General features: G+C 73.1%; 17 protein-coding genes and 1 pseudogene. 10 read left to right on the forward strand and 8 right to left on the reverse strand.

What is annotated here, in order from left to right:
* Positions 1-53: 53 nt before the first annotated feature.
* Complete coding sequence (locus ACFYXC_RS39180; RefSeq protein ID WP_388910439.1) at positions 54-1,289, reverse strand: acyl-CoA dehydrogenase family protein; 1,236 nt, start codon at positions 1,287-1,289, stop codon at positions 54-56.
* A 201-nt stretch (positions 1,290-1,490) separates the two neighbouring features.
* Positions 1,491-1,862: a ferredoxin gene (locus tag ACFYXC_RS39185; RefSeq protein WP_389557583.1), complete on the reverse strand. Its 372-nt coding sequence runs from the start codon at positions 1,860-1,862 to the stop codon at positions 1,491-1,493.
* 358 nt (positions 1,863-2,220) lie between these two features.
* Here ACFYXC_RS39185 and ACFYXC_RS39190 point away from each other — a divergent pair, with 358 nt between their 5' ends.
* The 5 genes from ACFYXC_RS39190 (at position 2,221) to ACFYXC_RS39210 (ending at position 7,156) form a co-directional block, all read left to right on the forward strand.
* Complete coding sequence (locus ACFYXC_RS39190) at positions 2,221-3,669, forward strand: glycoside hydrolase family 43 protein (protein WP_389557585.1); 1,449 nt, start codon at positions 2,221-2,223, stop codon at positions 3,667-3,669.
* Between the two features lie 333 nt (positions 3,670-4,002).
* A complete protein-coding gene (locus ACFYXC_RS39195) occupies positions 4,003-4,863 on the forward strand; it encodes a hypothetical protein (RefSeq protein WP_389557586.1) in 861 nt (286 codons plus the stop codon).
* Between the two features lie 199 nt (positions 4,864-5,062).
* Entirely contained in the window at positions 5,063-6,055 is a 993-nt protein-coding gene (gene dhaK / locus ACFYXC_RS39200) for a dihydroxyacetone kinase subunit DhaK (protein ID WP_388910427.1), read from the forward strand.
* 65 nt (positions 6,056-6,120) lie between these two features.
* On the forward strand, positions 6,121-6,720 hold the full coding sequence (gene dhaL / locus ACFYXC_RS39205) for a dihydroxyacetone kinase subunit DhaL (RefSeq protein ID WP_388910424.1): 600 nt from the start codon (positions 6,121-6,123) through the stop codon (positions 6,718-6,720).
* Positions 6,713-7,156: a PTS fructose transporter subunit IIA gene (locus ACFYXC_RS39210; RefSeq protein ID WP_389557589.1), complete on the forward strand. Its 444-nt coding sequence runs from the start codon at positions 6,713-6,715 to the stop codon at positions 7,154-7,156. The genes dhaL and ACFYXC_RS39210 overlap by 8 nt, the downstream gene beginning before the upstream one ends.
* 84 nt (positions 7,157-7,240) lie before the next feature.
* On the opposite strand, the gene ACFYXC_RS39215 is transcribed toward ACFYXC_RS39210, so the two are convergent.
* Entirely contained in the window at positions 7,241-7,999 is a 759-nt protein-coding gene (locus tag ACFYXC_RS39215) for a glycoside hydrolase family 75 protein (RefSeq protein WP_389557591.1), read from the reverse strand.
* Between the two features lie 372 nt (positions 8,000-8,371).
* On the opposite strand from ACFYXC_RS39215, the gene ACFYXC_RS39220 reads away from it, so the two are divergent.
* A complete protein-coding gene (locus ACFYXC_RS39220) occupies positions 8,372-9,355 on the forward strand; it encodes a fibronectin type III domain-containing protein (RefSeq protein WP_389557605.1) in 984 nt (327 codons plus the stop codon).
* Positions 9,356-9,527: 172 nt separating this feature from the next.
* Complete coding sequence (locus ACFYXC_RS39225) at positions 9,528-10,064, forward strand: hypothetical protein (RefSeq protein ID WP_389557593.1); 537 nt, start codon at positions 9,528-9,530, stop codon at positions 10,062-10,064.
* Positions 10,065-10,210: 146 nt separating this feature from the next.
* On the opposite strand, the gene ACFYXC_RS39230 is transcribed toward ACFYXC_RS39225, so the two are convergent.
* The 3 genes from ACFYXC_RS39230 to ACFYXC_RS39240 all read right to left on the reverse strand — a co-directional run bounded on the left by ACFYXC_RS39230 (position 10,211) and on the right by ACFYXC_RS39240 (position 13,861).
* Complete coding sequence (locus ACFYXC_RS39230; protein WP_389557594.1) at positions 10,211-10,765, reverse strand: PadR family transcriptional regulator; 555 nt, start codon at positions 10,763-10,765, stop codon at positions 10,211-10,213.
* A 53-nt stretch (positions 10,766-10,818) separates the two neighbouring features.
* Positions 10,819-12,834, reverse strand: coding sequence for an FAD-dependent oxidoreductase (locus tag ACFYXC_RS39235; RefSeq protein WP_389557596.1), 2,016 nt, complete (start codon positions 12,832-12,834; stop codon positions 10,819-10,821).
* Positions 12,835-13,069: 235 nt separating this feature from the next.
* Positions 13,070-13,861 (reverse strand): putative protein N(5)-glutamine methyltransferase, encoded by a 792-nt coding sequence (locus ACFYXC_RS39240; protein ID WP_389557598.1) that lies wholly within the window; start codon positions 13,859-13,861, stop codon positions 13,070-13,072.
* Positions 13,862-14,101: 240 nt separating this feature from the next.
* Here ACFYXC_RS39240 and ACFYXC_RS39245 point away from each other — a divergent pair.
* Positions 14,102-14,426, forward strand: a pseudogene (locus ACFYXC_RS39245) (MarR family transcriptional regulator); the annotation flags it as partial.
* Between the two features lie 117 nt (positions 14,427-14,543).
* On the opposite strand, the gene ACFYXC_RS39250 reads toward ACFYXC_RS39245, so the two are convergent.
* The gene (locus tag ACFYXC_RS39250) at positions 14,544-15,245 is read right to left on the reverse strand and encodes a GNAT family N-acetyltransferase (protein ID WP_389557600.1); all 702 of its coding nucleotides are present in this window, start codon (positions 15,243-15,245) and stop codon (positions 14,544-14,546) included.
* Positions 15,242-16,162, reverse strand: coding sequence for an NADP-dependent oxidoreductase (locus tag ACFYXC_RS39255; RefSeq protein ID WP_389557602.1), 921 nt, complete (start codon positions 16,160-16,162; stop codon positions 15,242-15,244). Before ACFYXC_RS39255 ends, ACFYXC_RS39250 begins: the two co-directional genes overlap by 4 nt.
* A gap of 301 nt (positions 16,163-16,463) precedes the next feature.
* On the opposite strand from ACFYXC_RS39255, the gene ACFYXC_RS39260 reads away from it, so the two are divergent.
* Positions 16,464-17,069, forward strand: a complete 606-nt coding sequence (locus ACFYXC_RS39260) for a sulfite oxidase-like oxidoreductase (protein WP_388910392.1) — start codon at positions 16,464-16,466, stop codon at positions 17,067-17,069.
* Between the two features lie 85 nt (positions 17,070-17,154).
* Positions 17,155-17,874, forward strand: a complete 720-nt coding sequence (locus tag ACFYXC_RS39265) for a ferredoxin reductase (protein ID WP_389557607.1) — start codon at positions 17,155-17,157, stop codon at positions 17,872-17,874.
* Positions 17,875-18,030: the final 156 nt, after the last annotated feature.

An 18,030-nucleotide genomic window follows, 5' to 3' on the forward strand; every position in this document is an offset into this window, starting at 1 on the left:
CGAACAGGCCGACGGGAGACCGGAGGGCGACCACGGGTTCCCGCCACATGGGGCTAGCGCCGTACCCTCGGCATCCCCAGGCCGATCCACGAGATGATCTCCCGCTGGATCTCGTTGTTGCCGCCGCCGAAGGTGAAGATGACCGCGGACCGGTAGCCGCGCTCCAGTTCGCCGCGGAGCACGGCGCCGGCCGAGCCCTCCTTGAGGACGCCCGGGACGGCGACGACCTCCATGAGTGCGGCGTACGCGTCGCGGCGGGCCTCGGAGCCGTACACCTTGACCGCGGAGGCGTCCTGCGGGGTGAGGGTGCCCTCCTGGACGGCGTTCACCATCTGCCAGTTGAGGAGTTTCATCGCGTCGAGCCTGGTGTGGGTCCGGGCCAGGACGCGGCGCACCCAGGGCAGGTCGACGACCCGGCGGCCGTCGGCGAGCTTGGTCTCCATGGCCCAGCGCTGGACGTCGTGCAGGGCCCGGACGGCCGTCGTGCCGTGGGCGGCGAGGGTGACGCGCTCGTGGTTGAGCTGGTTGGTGATCAGCCGCCAGCCCTTGTTCTCCTCGCCGACCCGGCGGGACACGGGGACCTTGATGTTCTCGTAGTAGCTGGCGGTGGTGTCGTGCGAGGCGAGGGTGTTGATGATCGTGCAGGAGTAGCCGGGGTCGGAGGTCGGCACGAGGAGCATGGTGATGCCCTTGTGCGGCGGGGCGTCGGGGTCGGTGCGGACGGCGAGCCAGACCCAGTCGGCGGTGTCGCCGTTCGTCGTCCAGATCTTCTGGCCGTCGACCGTGTAGTGACCGCTCTCCTCGTCGCCCTCCCTGACCGCCCTCGTCCGCAGGGCGGCCAGGTCCGTGCCCGCGTCGGGCTCGCTGTAGCCGATCGCGAAGTCGATCTCGCCGGAGAGGATCCTGGGCAGGAAGTACGCCTTCTGCTCGTCCGTGCCGAACTTCATGATCGTCGGTCCGACCGTGTTCAGCGCCATCAGCGGGAGCGGTACGCCCGCCTGGGCGGCCTCGTCGAAGAAGATGAACTGCTCCATGGGCGTCAGACCGCGTCCGCCGTACTCCTTCGGCCAGCCCACGCCGAGCCAGCCGTCGGAGCCGAGCCGGCGGATGGTCCGCCGGTAGAAGCGCTTCTGTGCCGCGGGGCCGTCGGCAGGGGTCTTCCTCGCGTCGTCGGGGCCGCTGTCGGGGCGGTGCGGGAGGGTGTGCACGCCGTTCGGGACGAGCTCGGCGAAATAGGCGCGCAGCTCGGTGCGCAACCGCTGCTGCTCCGGCGTGTATTCGAGATGCACGGTGCCTCCCTGGCTTGCGTGGCCCGCTGCCGGGCCACCCGGACCTGACGGCGCACACCGTAGAACGTGTTCCAGAAATAGGGAATGGCGGTGACAGGCCCGGGTGGGGTCACCGCGAGAGGGCTCCCTGGCACGGCAGCCCGACAGGCCACTTCACCGAGCGGCCCCGCACCGGCCGCTCCAGCGGCCCACTCGGGCGGGTCACCGCAGCAGGGCGAGGAACTCCGTGCAGGCGCGGGCGCAGTCACGGCAGGCTTCGGCGTCCTCCTCCGATCCGGGGCTGCGGTCGAAGGCGTGGGCGGTCTCCAGGCAGACGGTGCGGCACCACTCGACCTGGGCGCGCATCACGTCCTCGGACTGCGTGACCTGTTCGGCAAGCAGTCGGCACGTCGTGTCGCAGACCTCGGCGCACAGGATGCCCTTGCGGCGGATCAGTTGCTGGTCCTCGGGGCCGTCGAGATCGGCGAGGCTCGCACGCAGGGAACAGACTCGCGCGCACTCGGTGCATGCCTGCGCGCAGGCGAACCGGTCCTCGAGGAAACGGACGAGTTTCTGCAGCTCTGTCACTGACACATGGTCCGGGTAGCCGGACCCCGTCCCGCCAAACCCGCCGGGGACGCGGGCGGGACCCAGGAGGTCAGGCGTGTCGAAGTTATTGACGTGACCATGGCCGCGCTCTACGGTCTGACCGACTTACCGAACCTTGTTCGACATATCGTCCAGTCAGTAGGTGTACGTGCCCCGGCAACCGACCCGGTGCGGGTGACCACCGGAACAGTGCGGGCGACCGCCGGAACAGTACGGGTGACCACGGACCCGCGACGCACGCCGCACTGTCGGGCGACCACGGAGCCGGCGCCCTCCCTCACCACCGGACGGACGACCCCCGGGCCGCGGGGCCCGCACCACCAGCCAGCGAGGAGAGCCGCACATGACCACGCCCGCCCGACCCGCCGGACCGCCCCCGGGCATCCGGCCCCCCGCGTCCGTCCAGCCGTACGCACCCTTCGCGCCCTCGCGCCGGAGCCTGCTGCGGGCGCTGGCCGCGCTGCCCGCCTCGGCCCTCGCCGTGGGCGCGCTGCCCGGACTGTCCGGCACGGCCACGGCGGCCGCGCCGCCCAGCGGATCGGCCACCCGCTACACCATCGTGCCGTTCCTCAACAGCAACGACGGCACCGTGAACGTCTACCAGTCGGACGACGCCACGGACTTCCGGCTGCTGCGGGCCTCCGCGTACACCCCGCCCGCCGGCCGTATCCGCGACGCCAGCATCCTCAGACACACCGACGGCCACTACTACATCACCTACACCACGCACACCTGGCAGGACACCAGCACCACCATCGGCTTCGCCCGCAGTCAGGACCGGGTCAACTGGACGTTCCTGTACGACCACACCGTCCCCATCGCGAACCTGTCGCGCGCCTGGGCGCCGGAGTGGTTCGTCGACAGCGACGGCAGCGTGAACATCCTCGTCTCCTGTTCGACGGCCAACGACGAGTGGATCTTCACCCCGTACCGGTTGAGGGCCACCAACTCCGCTCTGACCGCGTGGAGTTCACCCGTCGCGCTGTCCGGGATAGGCGCCAACCACATCGACACGTTCGTGGTGCGGACCGGCTCGACCTACCACGCCTTCACGAAGAACGAGACGTCGAAGTACATCGAGTACGCCACGGCCTCCTCGCTCACCGGGCCCTACACCATCAGCCGGACCGGCAACTGGGCGGGCTGGGGCGGCACGCGTGAGGGTGCCGCGCTGATCCAGCTCGACAACGGCGCGTGGCGCATCTTCTTCGACGGCTACGGCGACGGCAGTTACTACTACAGCGACAGCTACGACACCTTCGCCACCTGGACCGCGCCCAGGGCACTGCCGGGCATCTCCGGCACCGCGCGCCACTTCACCGTGCTGAAGGAGACGGTCTCCGGCGGGGCGGCCCTGCCGACGGGGGTCACGCGTTCGCTGCGGTCGGGCAACTTCACCACCCGCTACTGGCAGGACCAGTCCGCCCTGCTGAACCTGCCCGTGGTGACCGCCTCCAGCACGGCCGCGGAGAAGCAGGCGTCCACGTTCACCGTCGTGGCGGGCCTCGCCGACGGGAACGGCTACTCCTTCCGCAACGCGGCCGGCAACTACCTGCGGCACTGGGACTTCCGGGGCCGCTTCGACGCGAACAACGGCACGTCCACGTTCGCCAGGGACGCCACCTTCATCGCCCGGGCGGGCAGCGCCGGCGGCTCCGTACGCCTGGAGTCGTACAACTACCCCGGGCACTATCTGCGCCACTACGGCTATCAGCTGCGGGTGGACCCGTCGGACGGCACCGACCTGTTCCGGCAGGACAGTTCGTTCGTCGCCACCACCGCCTGGGCCTGACACCGGCGCGACCGGCGGCCGTGCGGACCTCCATGGGGGAAGAAGAGGTCCGACCGGCCGCCGCGGGCGGTGCGTCCTGGGCGGTCGTCCGGGCGGCCGGCTCCGGGTGGGGCCGGGAACCGCCGACCGGGGGTGGGAGCTTCTTGGCGCGTCGTGCGTTCGGGTTTCCGGACATGGGTCACGCTGATGAACCGGAACGTATGCGGTAAGCGCTTTCTAGTCAACGCCCGGCGCAGTACGCATTCAGCCGACTTCGCGCCGCGGGCGGGCGGCGCCCAAACGGAACCGCCCGGTGTGTAATGGGGGCCACACACCGATCGACCGAGGGGTGACATGGCGTCCGGCCGGCCCAGACTGCTGTTCGTGACCGACCTGGCCTACCAGGCCGCGGGACGCCGTTACTGCGACGAGGACATCTTCCTGACCTCCCGGCTGCGTGAGGACTTCGACCTCGCGCTGTGCCATCCGCTCGACGCCGCCGCGCTGATGGACTCCCCCGGCTTCGACGCCGTCGTGGTCCGCAACAGCGGCCCCGTCCTGCACCACCAGGCCGCCTACGACGACTTCCGCGAGCGGGCCGTCGAGCGTGGGGTGCGGGTCTTCACCCAGCTGACGGGCAAGGGGGACCAGGCCGGGAAGCAGTACCTCCTCGATCTCACCGCCCAGGGGTTCCCGGTGATCCCGACCGTCGACCGGCCGGAGGATCTCGGTCTGCTCCCGGAGGCGGCCGAGTACGTGGTGAAGCCGAGACTCGGCGCGGACTCCATCGGCCTGGAGTTCGTCCCCCGGGACCGGCTGCGGACCCTGGCCCTCGGCGAGGGCCCCGGGATGCTCGTCCAGCCACGCATCGACTTCCGGTACGAGGTGTCGTTCTACTACGTCGACCACACCTTCCAGTACGCCCTGTACGCGCCCCGCCCCGACCGGCGCTGGCACCTCGAACGCTACGAACCCACCCCGGCCGACCTGGAGTTCGCCGGGCGGTTCATCGACTGGAACGACATCGACCACGGCATCCAGCGCGTCGACGCCTGCCGCGCCCCGGACGGCGGACTCCTGCTGGTCGAACTGGAGGACCTGAACCCCTATCTGTCCCTGGACCTCCTCGACGACGGCACCCGTGACTCCTTCGTGGCGAGCCTGACGGCAGCGCTCCACCGCCTGCTCGGCGACAGCGGCGCCGTCCGCCGCTGAGCGTCCGAGGTCTCCCGGCGCCCCGGCACACCCGCCGTGCGGACAGCCCGGCCGGCCTTCGCGGGCGTCCGCACGTGACCTTCGCCGCCGCAAGGTCAATACTGCCCATGACGGCACTTCGACCTGCCCCCGTCCGTTCGTCCCGAGAGTCCGCCGAGCCGCCGGCGCGGTCGCCCGGCAGTCCCACCAGGAGGTACCCGTGAAGATGCTCATCAACGTCGCCGAGTCGGTTGTCGCGGACGCGCTGCGAGGCATGGCCGCCGCGCACCCCGAGCTGACCGTGGATGTCGAGAACCGGGTGATCGTACGGCGGGACGCCCCGGTGGCCGGCAAGGTAGGGCTCGTCTCCGGCGGCGGATCGGGGCACGAACCGCTGCACGGCGGGTTCGTGGGTCCCGGGATGCTCTCCGCGGCCTGTCCCGGCGAGGTGTTCACCAGCCCGGTGCCGGACCAGATGGTGCGGGCCGCGGCCGCCGTGGACAGCGGCGCCGGCGTGCTGTTCGTCGTGAAGAACTACACCGGTGACGTGCTCAACTTCGACATGGCGGCGGAGCTCGCCGAGGACGAGGGCATCCAGATCGCCAAGGTGCTCGTGGACGACGACGTGGCGGTCACCGACAGCCTCTACACCGCCGGCCGGCGCGGCACCGGCGCCACCCTGTTCGTGGAGAAGATCGCGGGCGCCGCGGCCGAGGAGGGCCGGCCGCTGGAGCAGGTCGAGACGCTGGCCCGCCGGGTCAACGAGAACTCACGCAGCTTCGGCGTCGCGCTCAGCGCCTGCAGCACGCCCGCCAAGGGCAGCCCCACCTTCGACCTGCCGCCCGGCGAGCTGGAGCTGGGCGTCGGGATCCACGGTGAGCCGGGCCGGGAACGGCGGGCGATGATGACCTCACGGGAGATCGCCGACTTCTCGGTGAACGCCATCCTGGAGGACATGGACCCGCGCAACCCCGTCCTGGTCCTGGTGAACGGCATGGGTGCCACGCCCCTCCTTGAGCTGTACGGTTTCAACGCCGAGGTGCAGCGCATACTGACCGACCGCGGGGTCCCGGTGGCCCGCACCCTCGTCGGGAACTACGTCACGTCCCTCGACATGGCCGGCGCCTCGGTGACCCTGTGCCAGGTCGACGAGGACCTGCTGCGGCTGTGGGACGCGCCGGTGCGTACGGCGGGCCTGCGCTGGGGCATGTGAGGCGCGAACCACTTCGGCTCGCTGCCCGAGCGGCCGGCACCCCCACCACCACGCAAGGAGATCCCGTGCTCGACGCCGACTTCTTCCGCCGTTGGATGACGGCGACCGCCGTGTCCGTGGAACGCGAGGCGGACCGGCTCACCTCCCTCGACTCACCCATCGGCGACGCCGACCACGGCAGCAACCTGCAGCGCGGCTTCCGGGCCGTGGCGGCCGTCCTGGAGAAGGAGGAGCCGGCCACCCCCGGTGCCGTCCTGACGCTCGCCGGACGTCAATTGATCTCGACGGTGGGCGGTGCGTCGGGGCCGTTGTACGGAACCCTGCTGCGCCGCACCGGCAAGGCACTAGGTGACGCGGCCGAGGTCGGCGAGCGGGAACTCACCGAGGCACTGCGCACCGGCGTGGACGCGGTGATGCAGCTGGGCGGGGCGGCGCCCGGCGACAAGACGATGATCGACACGCTCGTGCCGGCCGTCGACGCGCTCGGCGAGTCCTTCGCCGCGGCACGCTCCGCGGCCGAGGAGGGCGCGCTCGCGACCACGCCGTTGCAGGCGCGCAAGGGCAGGGCGAGCTATCTGGGCGAACGCAGCATCGGACACCAGGATCCGGGCGCGACCTCCTCGGCCCTGCTGATCGCGGCGCTCGCGGAGACGGCCGGTGAGTGACGTCGTGCGGGGCGCGGCGGACGCGACGGACGGCACGGGGCTCGTCGGCATCGTGCTCGTGTCGCACAGCGCGGCGGTGGCCGCCTCGGTCGCCGAGCTGGCGACGGGACTCGCGGGCGGCGGTACGACCGCCCCGGTGGCCCCGGCGGGCGGTGACGGGGACGGCGGTCTCGGCACCAGTTCCGAGCTGATCGCCGCCGCGACGGCGGCCGTGGACCGCGGCGCCGGGGTCGCCGTGCTCACCGACCTCGGCAGCGCGGTCCTGACCGTGAAGGCCCTGCTCGCCGAGGGCGACGAACTCCCGGTGGACACCCGGCTGGTGGACGCGCCGTTCGTCGAGGGCGCGGTGGCGGCCGTGGTCACCGCGTCCGCCGGGGCCGACCTGGCGGCGGTCGAGGCGGCGGCCGCCGAGGCGTACGCGTACCGGAAGGTGTGAGCGGGCGGCCGCCCGGAGGCGACCCGCCGGACGGAGAGGGAGCGGATCCGCCCGGGACGGCGGCTCGGGGAGGGTCGGGAGGGGTCAGCTTCGTGCGACGAACTCGCGGGCGAGGCGCTCCCCCTGGGTCACGGCCGCCCGGCGGCTCTCGATGGGTGCGGCGCCGGAGCCCTTGAACAGGATGTAGGTGACCCCGGAGGGCACCCCGCCGCCCCGTGGGTCGGGGCGGATGCCGAGGTCACGCGCGAGGGCGTACGACGCCTCGCCGATGATGTCGTCGGGGCCGACGTCGCCCACGACCGCGTAGCGGACCCGGTCGCCGTGGACGACGGCGGCGACGGTCCCGCGCCGGACGTCGTGCTCGTGGTAGTTCCAGCGGTGGCTCGGGGCGGGCACGACCACGTACGGCAGTCGTTCGGCGCTCAGCTGGCGTCCGTCGGACTGCTGGTAGGCGGTGGCGTCGCCGAAGAGCGGGTCGGTGTGTTCGTTGCAGTGCCGGCCCGGTCTGCCGTCGCAGTCGATGTCCATGTCGGCGTGCCAGAAGACGGCGTCCCGCGTACCGCACACGTCGATGTCCGCGGGCTCCCCGTCGTCCGTGCGGTAGGGGGCGCTCGAGACGGGCGCGCAGTCGCGCACCGCGGCCAGCAGTTCCGCGGCCCCGACGTTCCCCGCACTTGGTCCGGGGCGGCCGCCCCTGGCGTGCCCGGCGCTCGGGACGTGCCTGGCGCCGGGGGCGTGCGCGGTTCGCTCGTGGGCAGCCTCGGGCGGGGCGGTGCCGGGGAGTGCGGCGGGGACGATCAGTGCGGCGCCGGCCGCGGCCAGCATCAGCGACCGGACTCGCACGGTAGGAGGCCCTCTCGTGAGCGGGTACTGACGGACACTCGGCCCAATCTGGCGGGGGTCCGGTCGTGGGGCCACTGCTGGGGGGCCGTCCGGTGCATGCCCGGTGACGTGCCGTCGGGGGCCGGGTGGCCGGGTCGTCGAAGACTCCGGCCGCCCGGCCGCCCTCGCCGGCGCGGGATCAGCGACGACAGCGTTCCGCACCGGCGGCATGAACTCCGCTGCGACAGAAGCGAGTTCAGCCGCTTGAAGGATCAGCATACGTAACGCACGGTCGATATCGCGAACGGCGGCCCTCTTGATGTGTGCGTACCGGCCGCGCCATATTGGTCCGGACCAATCCCGTCGAGGGAGGGCAGGGCCGTGCGAGGCACAATGCTGCGAACCACCGTGGTCTGGGGCGCACTGCTCACGATGGCTTCCTGTGGCCCGGGCGGACCGGGCCCGGGCGAGGACGGCCGCCCGCCCGCGGCTCCGGCCGGTGTCACCGCGGCGGCGGGCAGCGCGACCAGCGTGCACGTCATGTGGAACCGGGCCTCCGGGAAACCCGAGGTCACCCGCTACGAGATATACCGCGGCACCACGAAGGTGAAGGAAGTGCCGGGTTCGCAGCACATGGTCGACGTCACCCGGCTGAAGCCGTCGACCGGTTACGCGTTCTCCGTACGGGCGCGGGACGCCGACGGCAGGCTCGGACCGCCGAGCGAGCCGGTCCGCGCCACCACGCCCGCCGCGACCGCCGCCGACGGGCGGGCCCCGAGCCGCCCGGAGCGCCTGCGCGCCGAGGCGGCCGGGAGCCGGGCCGTCCAGCTGTCCTGGGCCCGGTCCGCGGACGACCGGGGTGTGGCCTCGTACGACGTCCTTCAGGGCACCACGAAGATCCACAGTGTGGGCGGTGCGCAGACGGCCACCGTGGTCACCGGGCTGCGGCCGGGCACGCGCTACTCGTTCACGGTCCGGGCGCGCGACGCGGCGGACAACGTCTCGCCCGGCAGCGCCGCCGTCCGGATCACCACCCCGGCCGGCCCTGACGACGAGAAGGGCACGGCCACCGGGACGGGCATGGCACCCACCGGGTTCCGTGCCACGACGCACCGCAAGGACGGCGCCCACTACCTCGACCTGTCCTGGACCGCGCCCGCGGTGGACGGCGTGATCACGGAGTACCAGATCCAGCTCGACCGGAAGCCGGTCACCTCGCTGGTCTGGGGCGCGACGCCGCCCCGCGGCAGGGCCACGTACAGCTTCTACGTCGGCCGGGAGGCCGGGCTCACCCAGCGGGTGCGGATCCGGGCCAAGCTGCCCGACGGAACCTGGGGCGCGTTCTCGGCGGAGCGGACGGTGACGACCAAGGAATGAGGCCGGGCGCCATCGGTGGTCGGCCGGACGAAGGATTTGTTCACCCGCACGGTCCTGGCCGGGTGCGGGAACGGTGACCGTCGCTTTGGCTCGGTCCGAAGGCAGCACGGGCGTTCCCCACCCTCGGCGGCTCATGGGATGTACCGCCACCGTGCCGTCGGAGGGCAGTCCTATGCGTATCACTCAGACACTCGTCCGCTCCGGCCCGGCCGTGGCCGTCGCCGCGCTGCCACTGGCCCTCGTCGCCGGTCCGGCCGCGGCGGCCACCGGGATCGACGTGACCACCAGTGGCGCGACGGTGCAGGTGACCACCAGCGAGTGCGTCACCAGGTCCAGCGGCTCGATGGGAAACGCCTCACTGCTCTCCAGCGGCCAGGCGAACTTCGCACAGGGCCGCCAGGTGACCCTGTCCGGGATCAGCAGCAGTCAGTCCGCCGCCTGGTCGGGCGTCACCGCCGGCACCTACACCGTCATCGTGGTCTGCGCGGACGGTTCGACGGCGGGCACGCAGTCCGTCACCGTCTCCCCGGTCTCGACGCCCACGATCTCCGCGACGGCGTCACCGTCGCGCGGGGTGATGGGCGGGATGGGCAGCACGACGAGGGACTACGGCGGCGTCACCTACGCCGTGGGCGGGGTCCTGGTGGTGGCCGGAGTCGGAGCCACGGTCTGGGTCCTGCGCCGGCGCTCCGGCCCCGGCCGGCTGTGAGACCGGCGGTGGTCCGGCACTCGGGCCGGGACCGGCCGCCGGACCACCGCCCACCGTCGCGGCGGTGACCCGCCGGATGGCCCCGCGCGGGCCGGACCCTTCGTGCACGCCGTACCCCTCCCGTACGCCGGACCCGCCGTGGCCGGTCAGGTCGCGGAGCCCTCGGCCGGGAGCCGGTCGAACTCCTCCAGCGCGCGGGTGAGCCAGCCCGTCCAGAAGGTCTCCAGATCGATCCCGGCCCGCAGGACGAGGTGCTGCAGCCGGTCCGCTGGAGCGTCCTTGCCGGGCGGGAAGTCCCGCTCCTGGATCTCCTCGTACTCCGCCAACTGCCGCCGGTGCAGCTCCAGATGCCGGCGCAGATCCGCCTCGATGCCCTCGGTGCCCACCACCGCGGCCGCCCGCAGCCGCAGCAGCAGCGTGTCGCGCAGGGGCTTGGGATCCTGGGACGCGGCGGTCCAGCGCGCCAGTTCGGCACGGCCCGCCGGCAGGACCTCGTACCGTTTCTTCTGCCCGCGGGCCGGCTGCCGCGGCGTGAGGGCCCTGATGGAGCCCTCCGTCTCGAGTTTTCCCAGCTCGCGATAGATCTGCTGATGCGTCGCCGACCAGAAGTAGCCGATGGACTTGTCGAAGCGACGGGTCAGCTCCAGCCCCGACGACGGCTTCTCGAGCAGGGCGGTGAGGATCGCGTGCGGGAGTGACATGCGGTCATCCTAGGGACGGGCCTGACGGGTTCTCACGGGGCCGGGCCGCGGACCTACAGGGCCGCCGCCAGCTCGGTGCCCTGCTTGATGGCCCGCTTGGCGTCCAGTTCGGCGGCCACGTCGGCGCCGCCGATGAGGTGCACGCTGCGGCCCTCGGCGCGCAGCGCGTCGTACAGGTCGCGGCGCGGTTCCTGGCCCGTGCAGAGCACGATGGTGTCGACCGGCAGGACGGAGCTCTCGCCGTCGACGGTGACGTGCAGCCCCGCGTCGTCGATCCGGTCGTACCGCACCCCCGGCGTCATGGTGACGCCGCGGTGCTTCAGCTCGGTGCGGTGGATCCAGCCGGTGGTCCTGCCGAGGCCCGCGCCGACCTTGGACGCCTTGCGCTGCAGGAGGTGGACGCTGCGCGGCGGGGCCGGCCGCTCGGGGGCGCCGAGACCGCCGGGTGCCCGGTAGTCCATGTCGACGCCCCAGTGCCGGAAGTACGTCGCCGGGTCCTCGCTCGCCTTGTCGCCGCTGTCGGTCAGGTACTCGGCGACGTCGAAGCCGATGCCGCCGGCGCCGAGGATCGCGACCCGGTCCCCGACGGGGGCGCCGTCGCGCAGCACGTCGAGGTAGCCGACGACGCTGGGGTGGTCCACGCCGGGGATCTCCGGGGTACGCGGTCCGACGCCCGTGGCGACGACGACCTCCTCGTATCCGGCGAGGTCCCCCGCGGCGACCGGAGTGTCCAGGCGGACGTCCACGCCGTGCAGTGCGAGCTGGGTGCGGAAGTAGCGGATCGTCTCGTCGAACTCCTGCTTGCCGGGGACCCGGCGCGCCACGTTCAGCTGGCCGCCGATCTCGGCCGCGGCGTCGTAGAGGGTGACGTGGTGGCCGCGCTCGGCGGCGCCGACCGCGCAGGCGAGTCCGGCCGGGCCCGCGCCCACGACGGCGATCCGCTTGCGGGTACGGGTCGGGGCGAGGACGAGTTCCGTCTCGTGGCAGGCCCGCGGATTGACCAGGCACGAGGTGATCTTGCCGCCGAAGGTGTGGTCGAGGCATGCCTGGTTGCAGCCGATGCAGGTGTTGATGGCCTCGGGACGCCCGGCCGCCGCCTTGCTCACGAAGTCGGGGTCGGCGAGCATCGGGCGCGCCATCGACACCAGGTCGGCGTGCCCCTCCGCGAGCAACTGCTCCGCCAGTTCGGGGGTGTTGATCCGGTTCGTCGTCACGAGCGGGATCGACACGGCGCCCATGACCTTCTTGGTGACCCAGGCGTACGCACCGCGCGGCACCGAGGTCGCGATGGTGGGAATCCTGGCCTCGTGCCAGCCGATGCCGGTGTTGATGATGGTCGCCCCGGCGGCCTCGACGGCCCAGGCCAGGGTGATCACCTCGTCGAAGGAGGAGCCGCCCGGCACCAGGTCCAGCATCGAGAGGCGGTAGATGATGATGAAGTCCTCGCCGACCGCCTCACGCACCCTGCGCACGATCTCCAGCGGGAACCGTGTCCGGTTCTCGTACGAGCCGCCCCAGCGGTCGTCGCGCCGGTTGGTCTGCGTGGCGATGAACTCGTTGATCAGGTAGCCCTCGGAGCCCATGATCTCCACGCCGTCGTAGCCGGCGCTCCTCGCGAGGCGGGCGGCCCGGACGTAGTCGTCGATGGTCTGCTCGACCTCGTCGTCCGTGAGGGCGTGCGGGACGTGGGCGCTGATGGGTGCCTGGAGGGCGCTCGGCGCGACCAGGTCCTGGTGGTAGGCGTAGCGGCCGAAGTGGAGGATCTGCATCGCGATCCGCCCGCTCTCGCGGTGCACGGCGGCGGTGATCCCGGCATGCTGTGCGGCTTCCGCCTCGGTGGTGAGCTTGGCGCCGCCCTCGTACGGGCGGCCCGCCTCGTTGGGCGCGATGCCGCCGGTGACGATGAGGCCGACGCCGCCGCGGGCCCTGGCCGCGTAGAACTCCGCCATGCGCTCGAAACCGCGCTCCGCCTCTTCGAGGCCCACGTGCATGGAGCCCATGAGGACGCGGTTCGGGAGTGTGGTGAACCCGAGGTCCAGCGGGTTCAGGAGATGCGGGTAGCGACTCATGGGGTCCTCCGTACGCGGTGTCGTCCCCTTGGTTGTAGACGACACTCCCGCGTTTGTGCAACTAGTTGCAAAAGGACGGACCGCCAATGTGACGAGTTCCTCCCGGAGGGTGCCGGATTTCTGGTGCGGGTCCGTCGTGGCTGAGCGCGCAGTTCCCCGCGCCCCTGAAGGACCGGGGCCCCAGGGGCCTTCAGGGGCGCGGGGAACTGCGCGACAAGCCACAGCGGACCCGCACCTACATGCCCGCACCCCCGCCACGCGCCCGGACGCCTATCACCACGTTCGCGTGCAGTTCCTCCGACACCTCCAGCCGCGGCACCAGCCCCGCGGAGATGAAGACCTCCACCGCCCGCCCCGCCTGCCGCTCGCTCGTCTCGACGAGCAGCGCCCCGCCGGGAGCCAGCCACCGGGGGGCCTCGGCGGCCACGCGGCGCAGCACGTCGAGCCCGTCGCCTCCGCCGTCCAGCGCGACCAGGGGCTCGTGGTCACGGGCCTCCGGCGGCAACAGCCCCACCTCCTCGGTGGGCACGTACGGCACGTTGGCGGCCAGCACACCGACCCGCCCCAGCAGGCGGCGCGGCAGCGGCGCGAAGAGGTCACCCTCGTGGACCAGGCCGCGAGTGCCGAGGTTCCGGCGGGCGCAGGCGACGGCGACGGGATCGATGTCGGCGGCGTGCAGTTCGGCACCGGGGAGCGCCGCGACGAGCGCGGCCCCCACCGCGCCGGAGCCGCAGCACAGGTCCACGACGACCGGGGATCCGGGGGCCACGGCGACGGCCTGCCGGACGAGGAACTCGGTACGCCGCCGGGGCACGAAGACACCGGCCTCCACCGCTATCCGCAGACCGCTGAACTCGGCCCAGCCGAGGACGTGTTCGAGGGGATGGCCGGCCGCACGGCGGTCCACCATGGCGGCGAGCTCGACCGGGGTGCGGGCGGTGGAGAGGATCAGTCGGGCCTCGTCCTCGGCGAAGACACAGCCTGCGGACCGGAGCGCGGTGACGACGTGCGCGTAAGAAGGTGGCATGGAAGCCGGGGGCCTTTCGGGAAGCCGAAGGGCGCTCTCCAGGTCACCTGCTGCCGGTGAGGTCCTGAGTCGGGAGCACCCGAGCTGACACAGCGGTAATGGGGCTCACCTCCTCGGTCCTGCACGGCTGGGGCGGTCCTCAGCCGGACGGCAACAGTACACGGCCACCGGGCACCGTGCGGGTGCAACCAGCGGTTGTGGTGTGCAATCAGCTGCCACCGGCGCAGGAAGATCAGACCCGTGCGCGCAGCCGACGAGGCCGTCGAGACGATCCACCGCGGGATGACGGCGTTCGCCCGTCGCGCCCGGGCCTCGGCGGGCCGGCTGCACCCGGAGCAGGTGTCGGCCCTCGAAGGCGCGCGGCTGGTCGAGCGGCGCCCCGATCCGCGGGACCCGCACGTCCAAATCCTGCGTCCGACGCCGGCCGGGACGGAGATCCTCGCCCAGGTGACCGCGAGCCGCCGGGTGTCCTTCCAGGAGCGGCCGGCGGGCCGGCGGAGGAGGACCTGCGACGGTTCGCGGGTACCTGCGGCGGTACAACGCGCCGGGCGGCGACGCGACCGGGCGCGCGGGCGGGCAGGCGGACGACGACGTACCCACGGACGCGCTGACCGGGCCGGACCCCCGGGCGGGGAGCCCGGGCCGAGACCTGACCGGCAGCTCGGGCCGGCCGGTCTGTCCGTCAGCCGACGGGCAACCGCTCCGGCACCCGCAGTCCCAGGAACATCGTCCGGCGCCGCCGCCTGAAGCCCAGCGACTCGTACAGCCGCACGGCACCCGTGTTGCTCGCCCCGGTGTGCAGGAACGGCGTCTCGCCCCGGGCGCGGATGCCGTGGGCGACCGCCAGCGTCAGCCGGGTGGCCAGGCCCTCGCCGCGGACGGCGGGGTCGGTGCAGACCGCGCTGATCTCGGTCCAGCCCGGCGGGTGCAGCCGCTCCCCCGCCATGGCGACCAGCGCGCCCTCCCGGCGTATCCCGAGGTACGTGCCCAGCTCGACCGTGCGTGGCAGGAACGGCCCGGGGCCGGTGCGCTCGACGAGGGCGAGCATCTCCGGCACGTCGGCCGGGCCCAGCCGTACCGCTTCGGGGTCCGGCGCGGCGGCCAGGCCGTCGTCCACGAACTGCACACCGTCCACGTGCCACGACACCTCCCAGCCGTCCGGGACCTCGCCGCGGAAGGCGGGCAGCGCGACGTCCTGGCCCGGTCCCGCGAGCACCGCGACGTCCGCCCAGTCGGCGGCGTCGGGTTCGTCGGGCAGGGCCAGCCAGGGCGACACGTCGACGGGGTAGCGCAGCACGCGGCCGCGGCGTTCGGCGAAGTGGGCGTGCGGACCGGCCAGCGAGGCCCACGCGGGACGGTCGAGCGGGTGGGGGGCGGCGCTCACGCGGCGACCTCGATGACGACCTTGCCACGGGCGTGGCCCTCCTCGACGGTGCGCAGCGCCTCGGCGGCCTGTTCGAGGGGGAAGGTCCGCGTCACCAAGGGGTCCAGCCTGCCGTCGACGACGAGCCGGACCACCTCGTCGAGCACCGCGGCGGTACGGGCCCGTACGACGGGCGAGCCGCCGAGGCCGGCCACGATGTCCTTGCCGCCCGCGGTGATCAGCTTCGTGCGGTCCGTCACCAGCTCGGCCGCGGCCTCCAGGACCTCGCCGCCGACCAGGTCGTACACCGCGTCCACCCCGCCCGGCGCCACGGCGCGGACGCCGGCGGCGAAGTCCCGGCCGGAGGGCACGTGCACGGCGCCCAGCGACTCGACCAGGTCCTTCTTGCCGGCGCTCGCCACACCGATGACGTTCAGTCCGTCGGCGCGGGCGATCTGGACGACCGCGACGCCCACACCGCCGCCCGCGCCCGTGACCAGCAGGGTCGCGCCGGCCGGCAGGGCCAGCTGACGCACCCCGTCGTAGGCGGTGGCCGCCGCGACGGGCAGGGCGGCGGCGTCGGTGAAGGAGACCCCGGCGGGCTTGTGCGCGGTCACCGCGACGGGGAACAGCGCGTACTCGGCGTAGCCGCCGGCGACGGGATTGCCGAAGACCTCGTCCCCGGCGGCGAAGCCGGTGACGCCCTCGCCGACCTCCTCGACGACACCGGCGGCCTCGTTGCCGAGGACGGCGGGCAGCTCACGCCGCTGCTGGCCGGGCCGCTGGTAGCCGGTGCGCTGCTTCCAGTCGACGGGGTTGACACCCGCCGCCCGGACGGCGACCAGCAGCTGGCCGGGGCCGGGGCGCGGCCGGTCCTGCTCCACGAGGGCCTCGGTCTCCGGACCGCCGTACTGGGTGAAGACGTACGCCTTGGGCATCGCTCCGTCACTCTCCTTCGCGCCGGGGTTCACGCCGGTGTGGGCACTGTCGGTGCGCGCTGCTCCGTGGCCGGCTCCCGGTGGGCACTGTGCAGCGGGCACTATCGGGAAGGAAGATCGCGGGTGCCGCTATTCCCGGGCAGGTCCGGGACCGGAGAGTGTTCATACGGCGGCAACGGACCCGGCACGGGACCCGCCGGCGGGTTCGGTACCGTGGGAGACGTACACCACGATCAGGGGCCGCCGCCCGGCCGGCCTGGAGGCACCACTCGTATGAACGCGACCCGATGGGCGTGACCCGATGAACGTGACCCGGGGATTCACCGGGCGTCCGCGCGTCCGCGACGAAGGACTGCCGCCCGGCCAGTACGACGCCGGCGACGACTGGCCCGTCCTGTCCGCGGAGGTCACGCCGGAGCTGGCGCCGGCGGAGTGGACGTTCACCGTCGACGGACTGGTCGCCGAGCCGCGCACCTGGAGCTGGGACGAGGCGCACGCGCTGCCGCCGTCCGCCTACGAGGGCGACATCCACTGTGTGACGAGCTGGTCGAAGTTCGGGGTGCGCTTCGGGGGCGTGTCCCTGGACACGTTCCTCGGGGCGGTCCGCCCTGCCGCGGAGGCCACCCACGCGGTCGCCTACTCGCACACCGGCTACACCACGAACCTGCCGCTCGCGGATCTGACGGGCGGGCGCGCCTGGATCGCCTTCGAGTACGGGGACGGGCCGCTGCCCGCCGAGCACGGTGGTCCGGCGCGGCTGCTCGTGCCGCATCTGTACTTCTGGAAGAGCGCCAAGTGGATCGCCGGCATCCGTCTCCTCGACCACGACGAGCCGGGTTTCTGGGAGCAGAACGGCTACCACCACCGCGGCAACCCCTGGGAGGAGCAGCGGTACTCCGGTGACTGAGACCCCGCCTTCCGCTCCTTCCGCGACGGGCGCCGAGTCGTCGGACCGGACGTCCCCGGGCTGGACGCCCCCGACGCGGTTCGCCGTGCCGGGCCGGATCGCCGTCGACGACAGCGCGGCGGCCACCTGGCAGCGCGCCACCCTCACCGAGATCCGCCGGGAGACGGCGCTCGCGTCGACCTTCCGGTTCGCCGTGCCCCGGTGGGCGGGCCATCTGCCCGGGCAGCATCTGATGCTGCGGCTGCGGGCGCAGGACGGTTATGTCGCCCAGCGGCACTACTCGATCGCCTCGCCCCCCGACGACGGGGGACACATCGAACTCACCCTGGACCATGTCGACGGCGGCGAGGTGTCCGGCTGGTTCCACACCGTCGCGAAGCCCGGCGACGAGGTCGAACTGCGCGGACCGCTCAGCGGTTTCTTCGCGTGGCCCGGTGACCGGCCCGCCCTGCTCGTCGGCGCCGGCTCCGGGGTCGTACCGCTGATGTCGATGGTCCGCCACCACCGTGCGCGGAACCTGACGGTGCCGCTGCGGCTGCTCGTGTCGGCGCGCGGTCCCGAGGAGCTGATCTACGCCTCGGAGTACGGGGCCGAGACCACCACGGTGTTCACGCGCAGCGCCCCGGAGGGTGTGCCCGTGGGCCGGGTGGCGGCCGCGCAGGTGGAGCGGCTCCTGGCCGACCGGCCGGACGGCGGGTGGGAAGCCTACGTGTGCGGCTCGAACGGGTTCGCCGAGCATGCCTCACGGCTGCTGGTGGACGCGGGCCAGCCGGTGGACCGTATCCGCATCGAACGCTTCGGCTGACCGCCGCGCCCGGACGCCTCGGCCCGGCGCCCCCGGGCGGGCCCGGGGGGCGGGCGCCCCCCCCCCCCCGGCCCCGGGCCCCCGGCCCCCCCCGGGGGGGCGCGGGCGGGGGGGGGGCGCCCCGCCGCGGGGGGGGGGGGGGCGGCCCCCCACCGC

It is taken from the genome of Streptomyces sp. NPDC002701 (assembly GCF_042889045.1).
GTDB lineage: Bacteria > Actinomycetota > Actinomycetes > Streptomycetales > Streptomycetaceae > Streptomyces.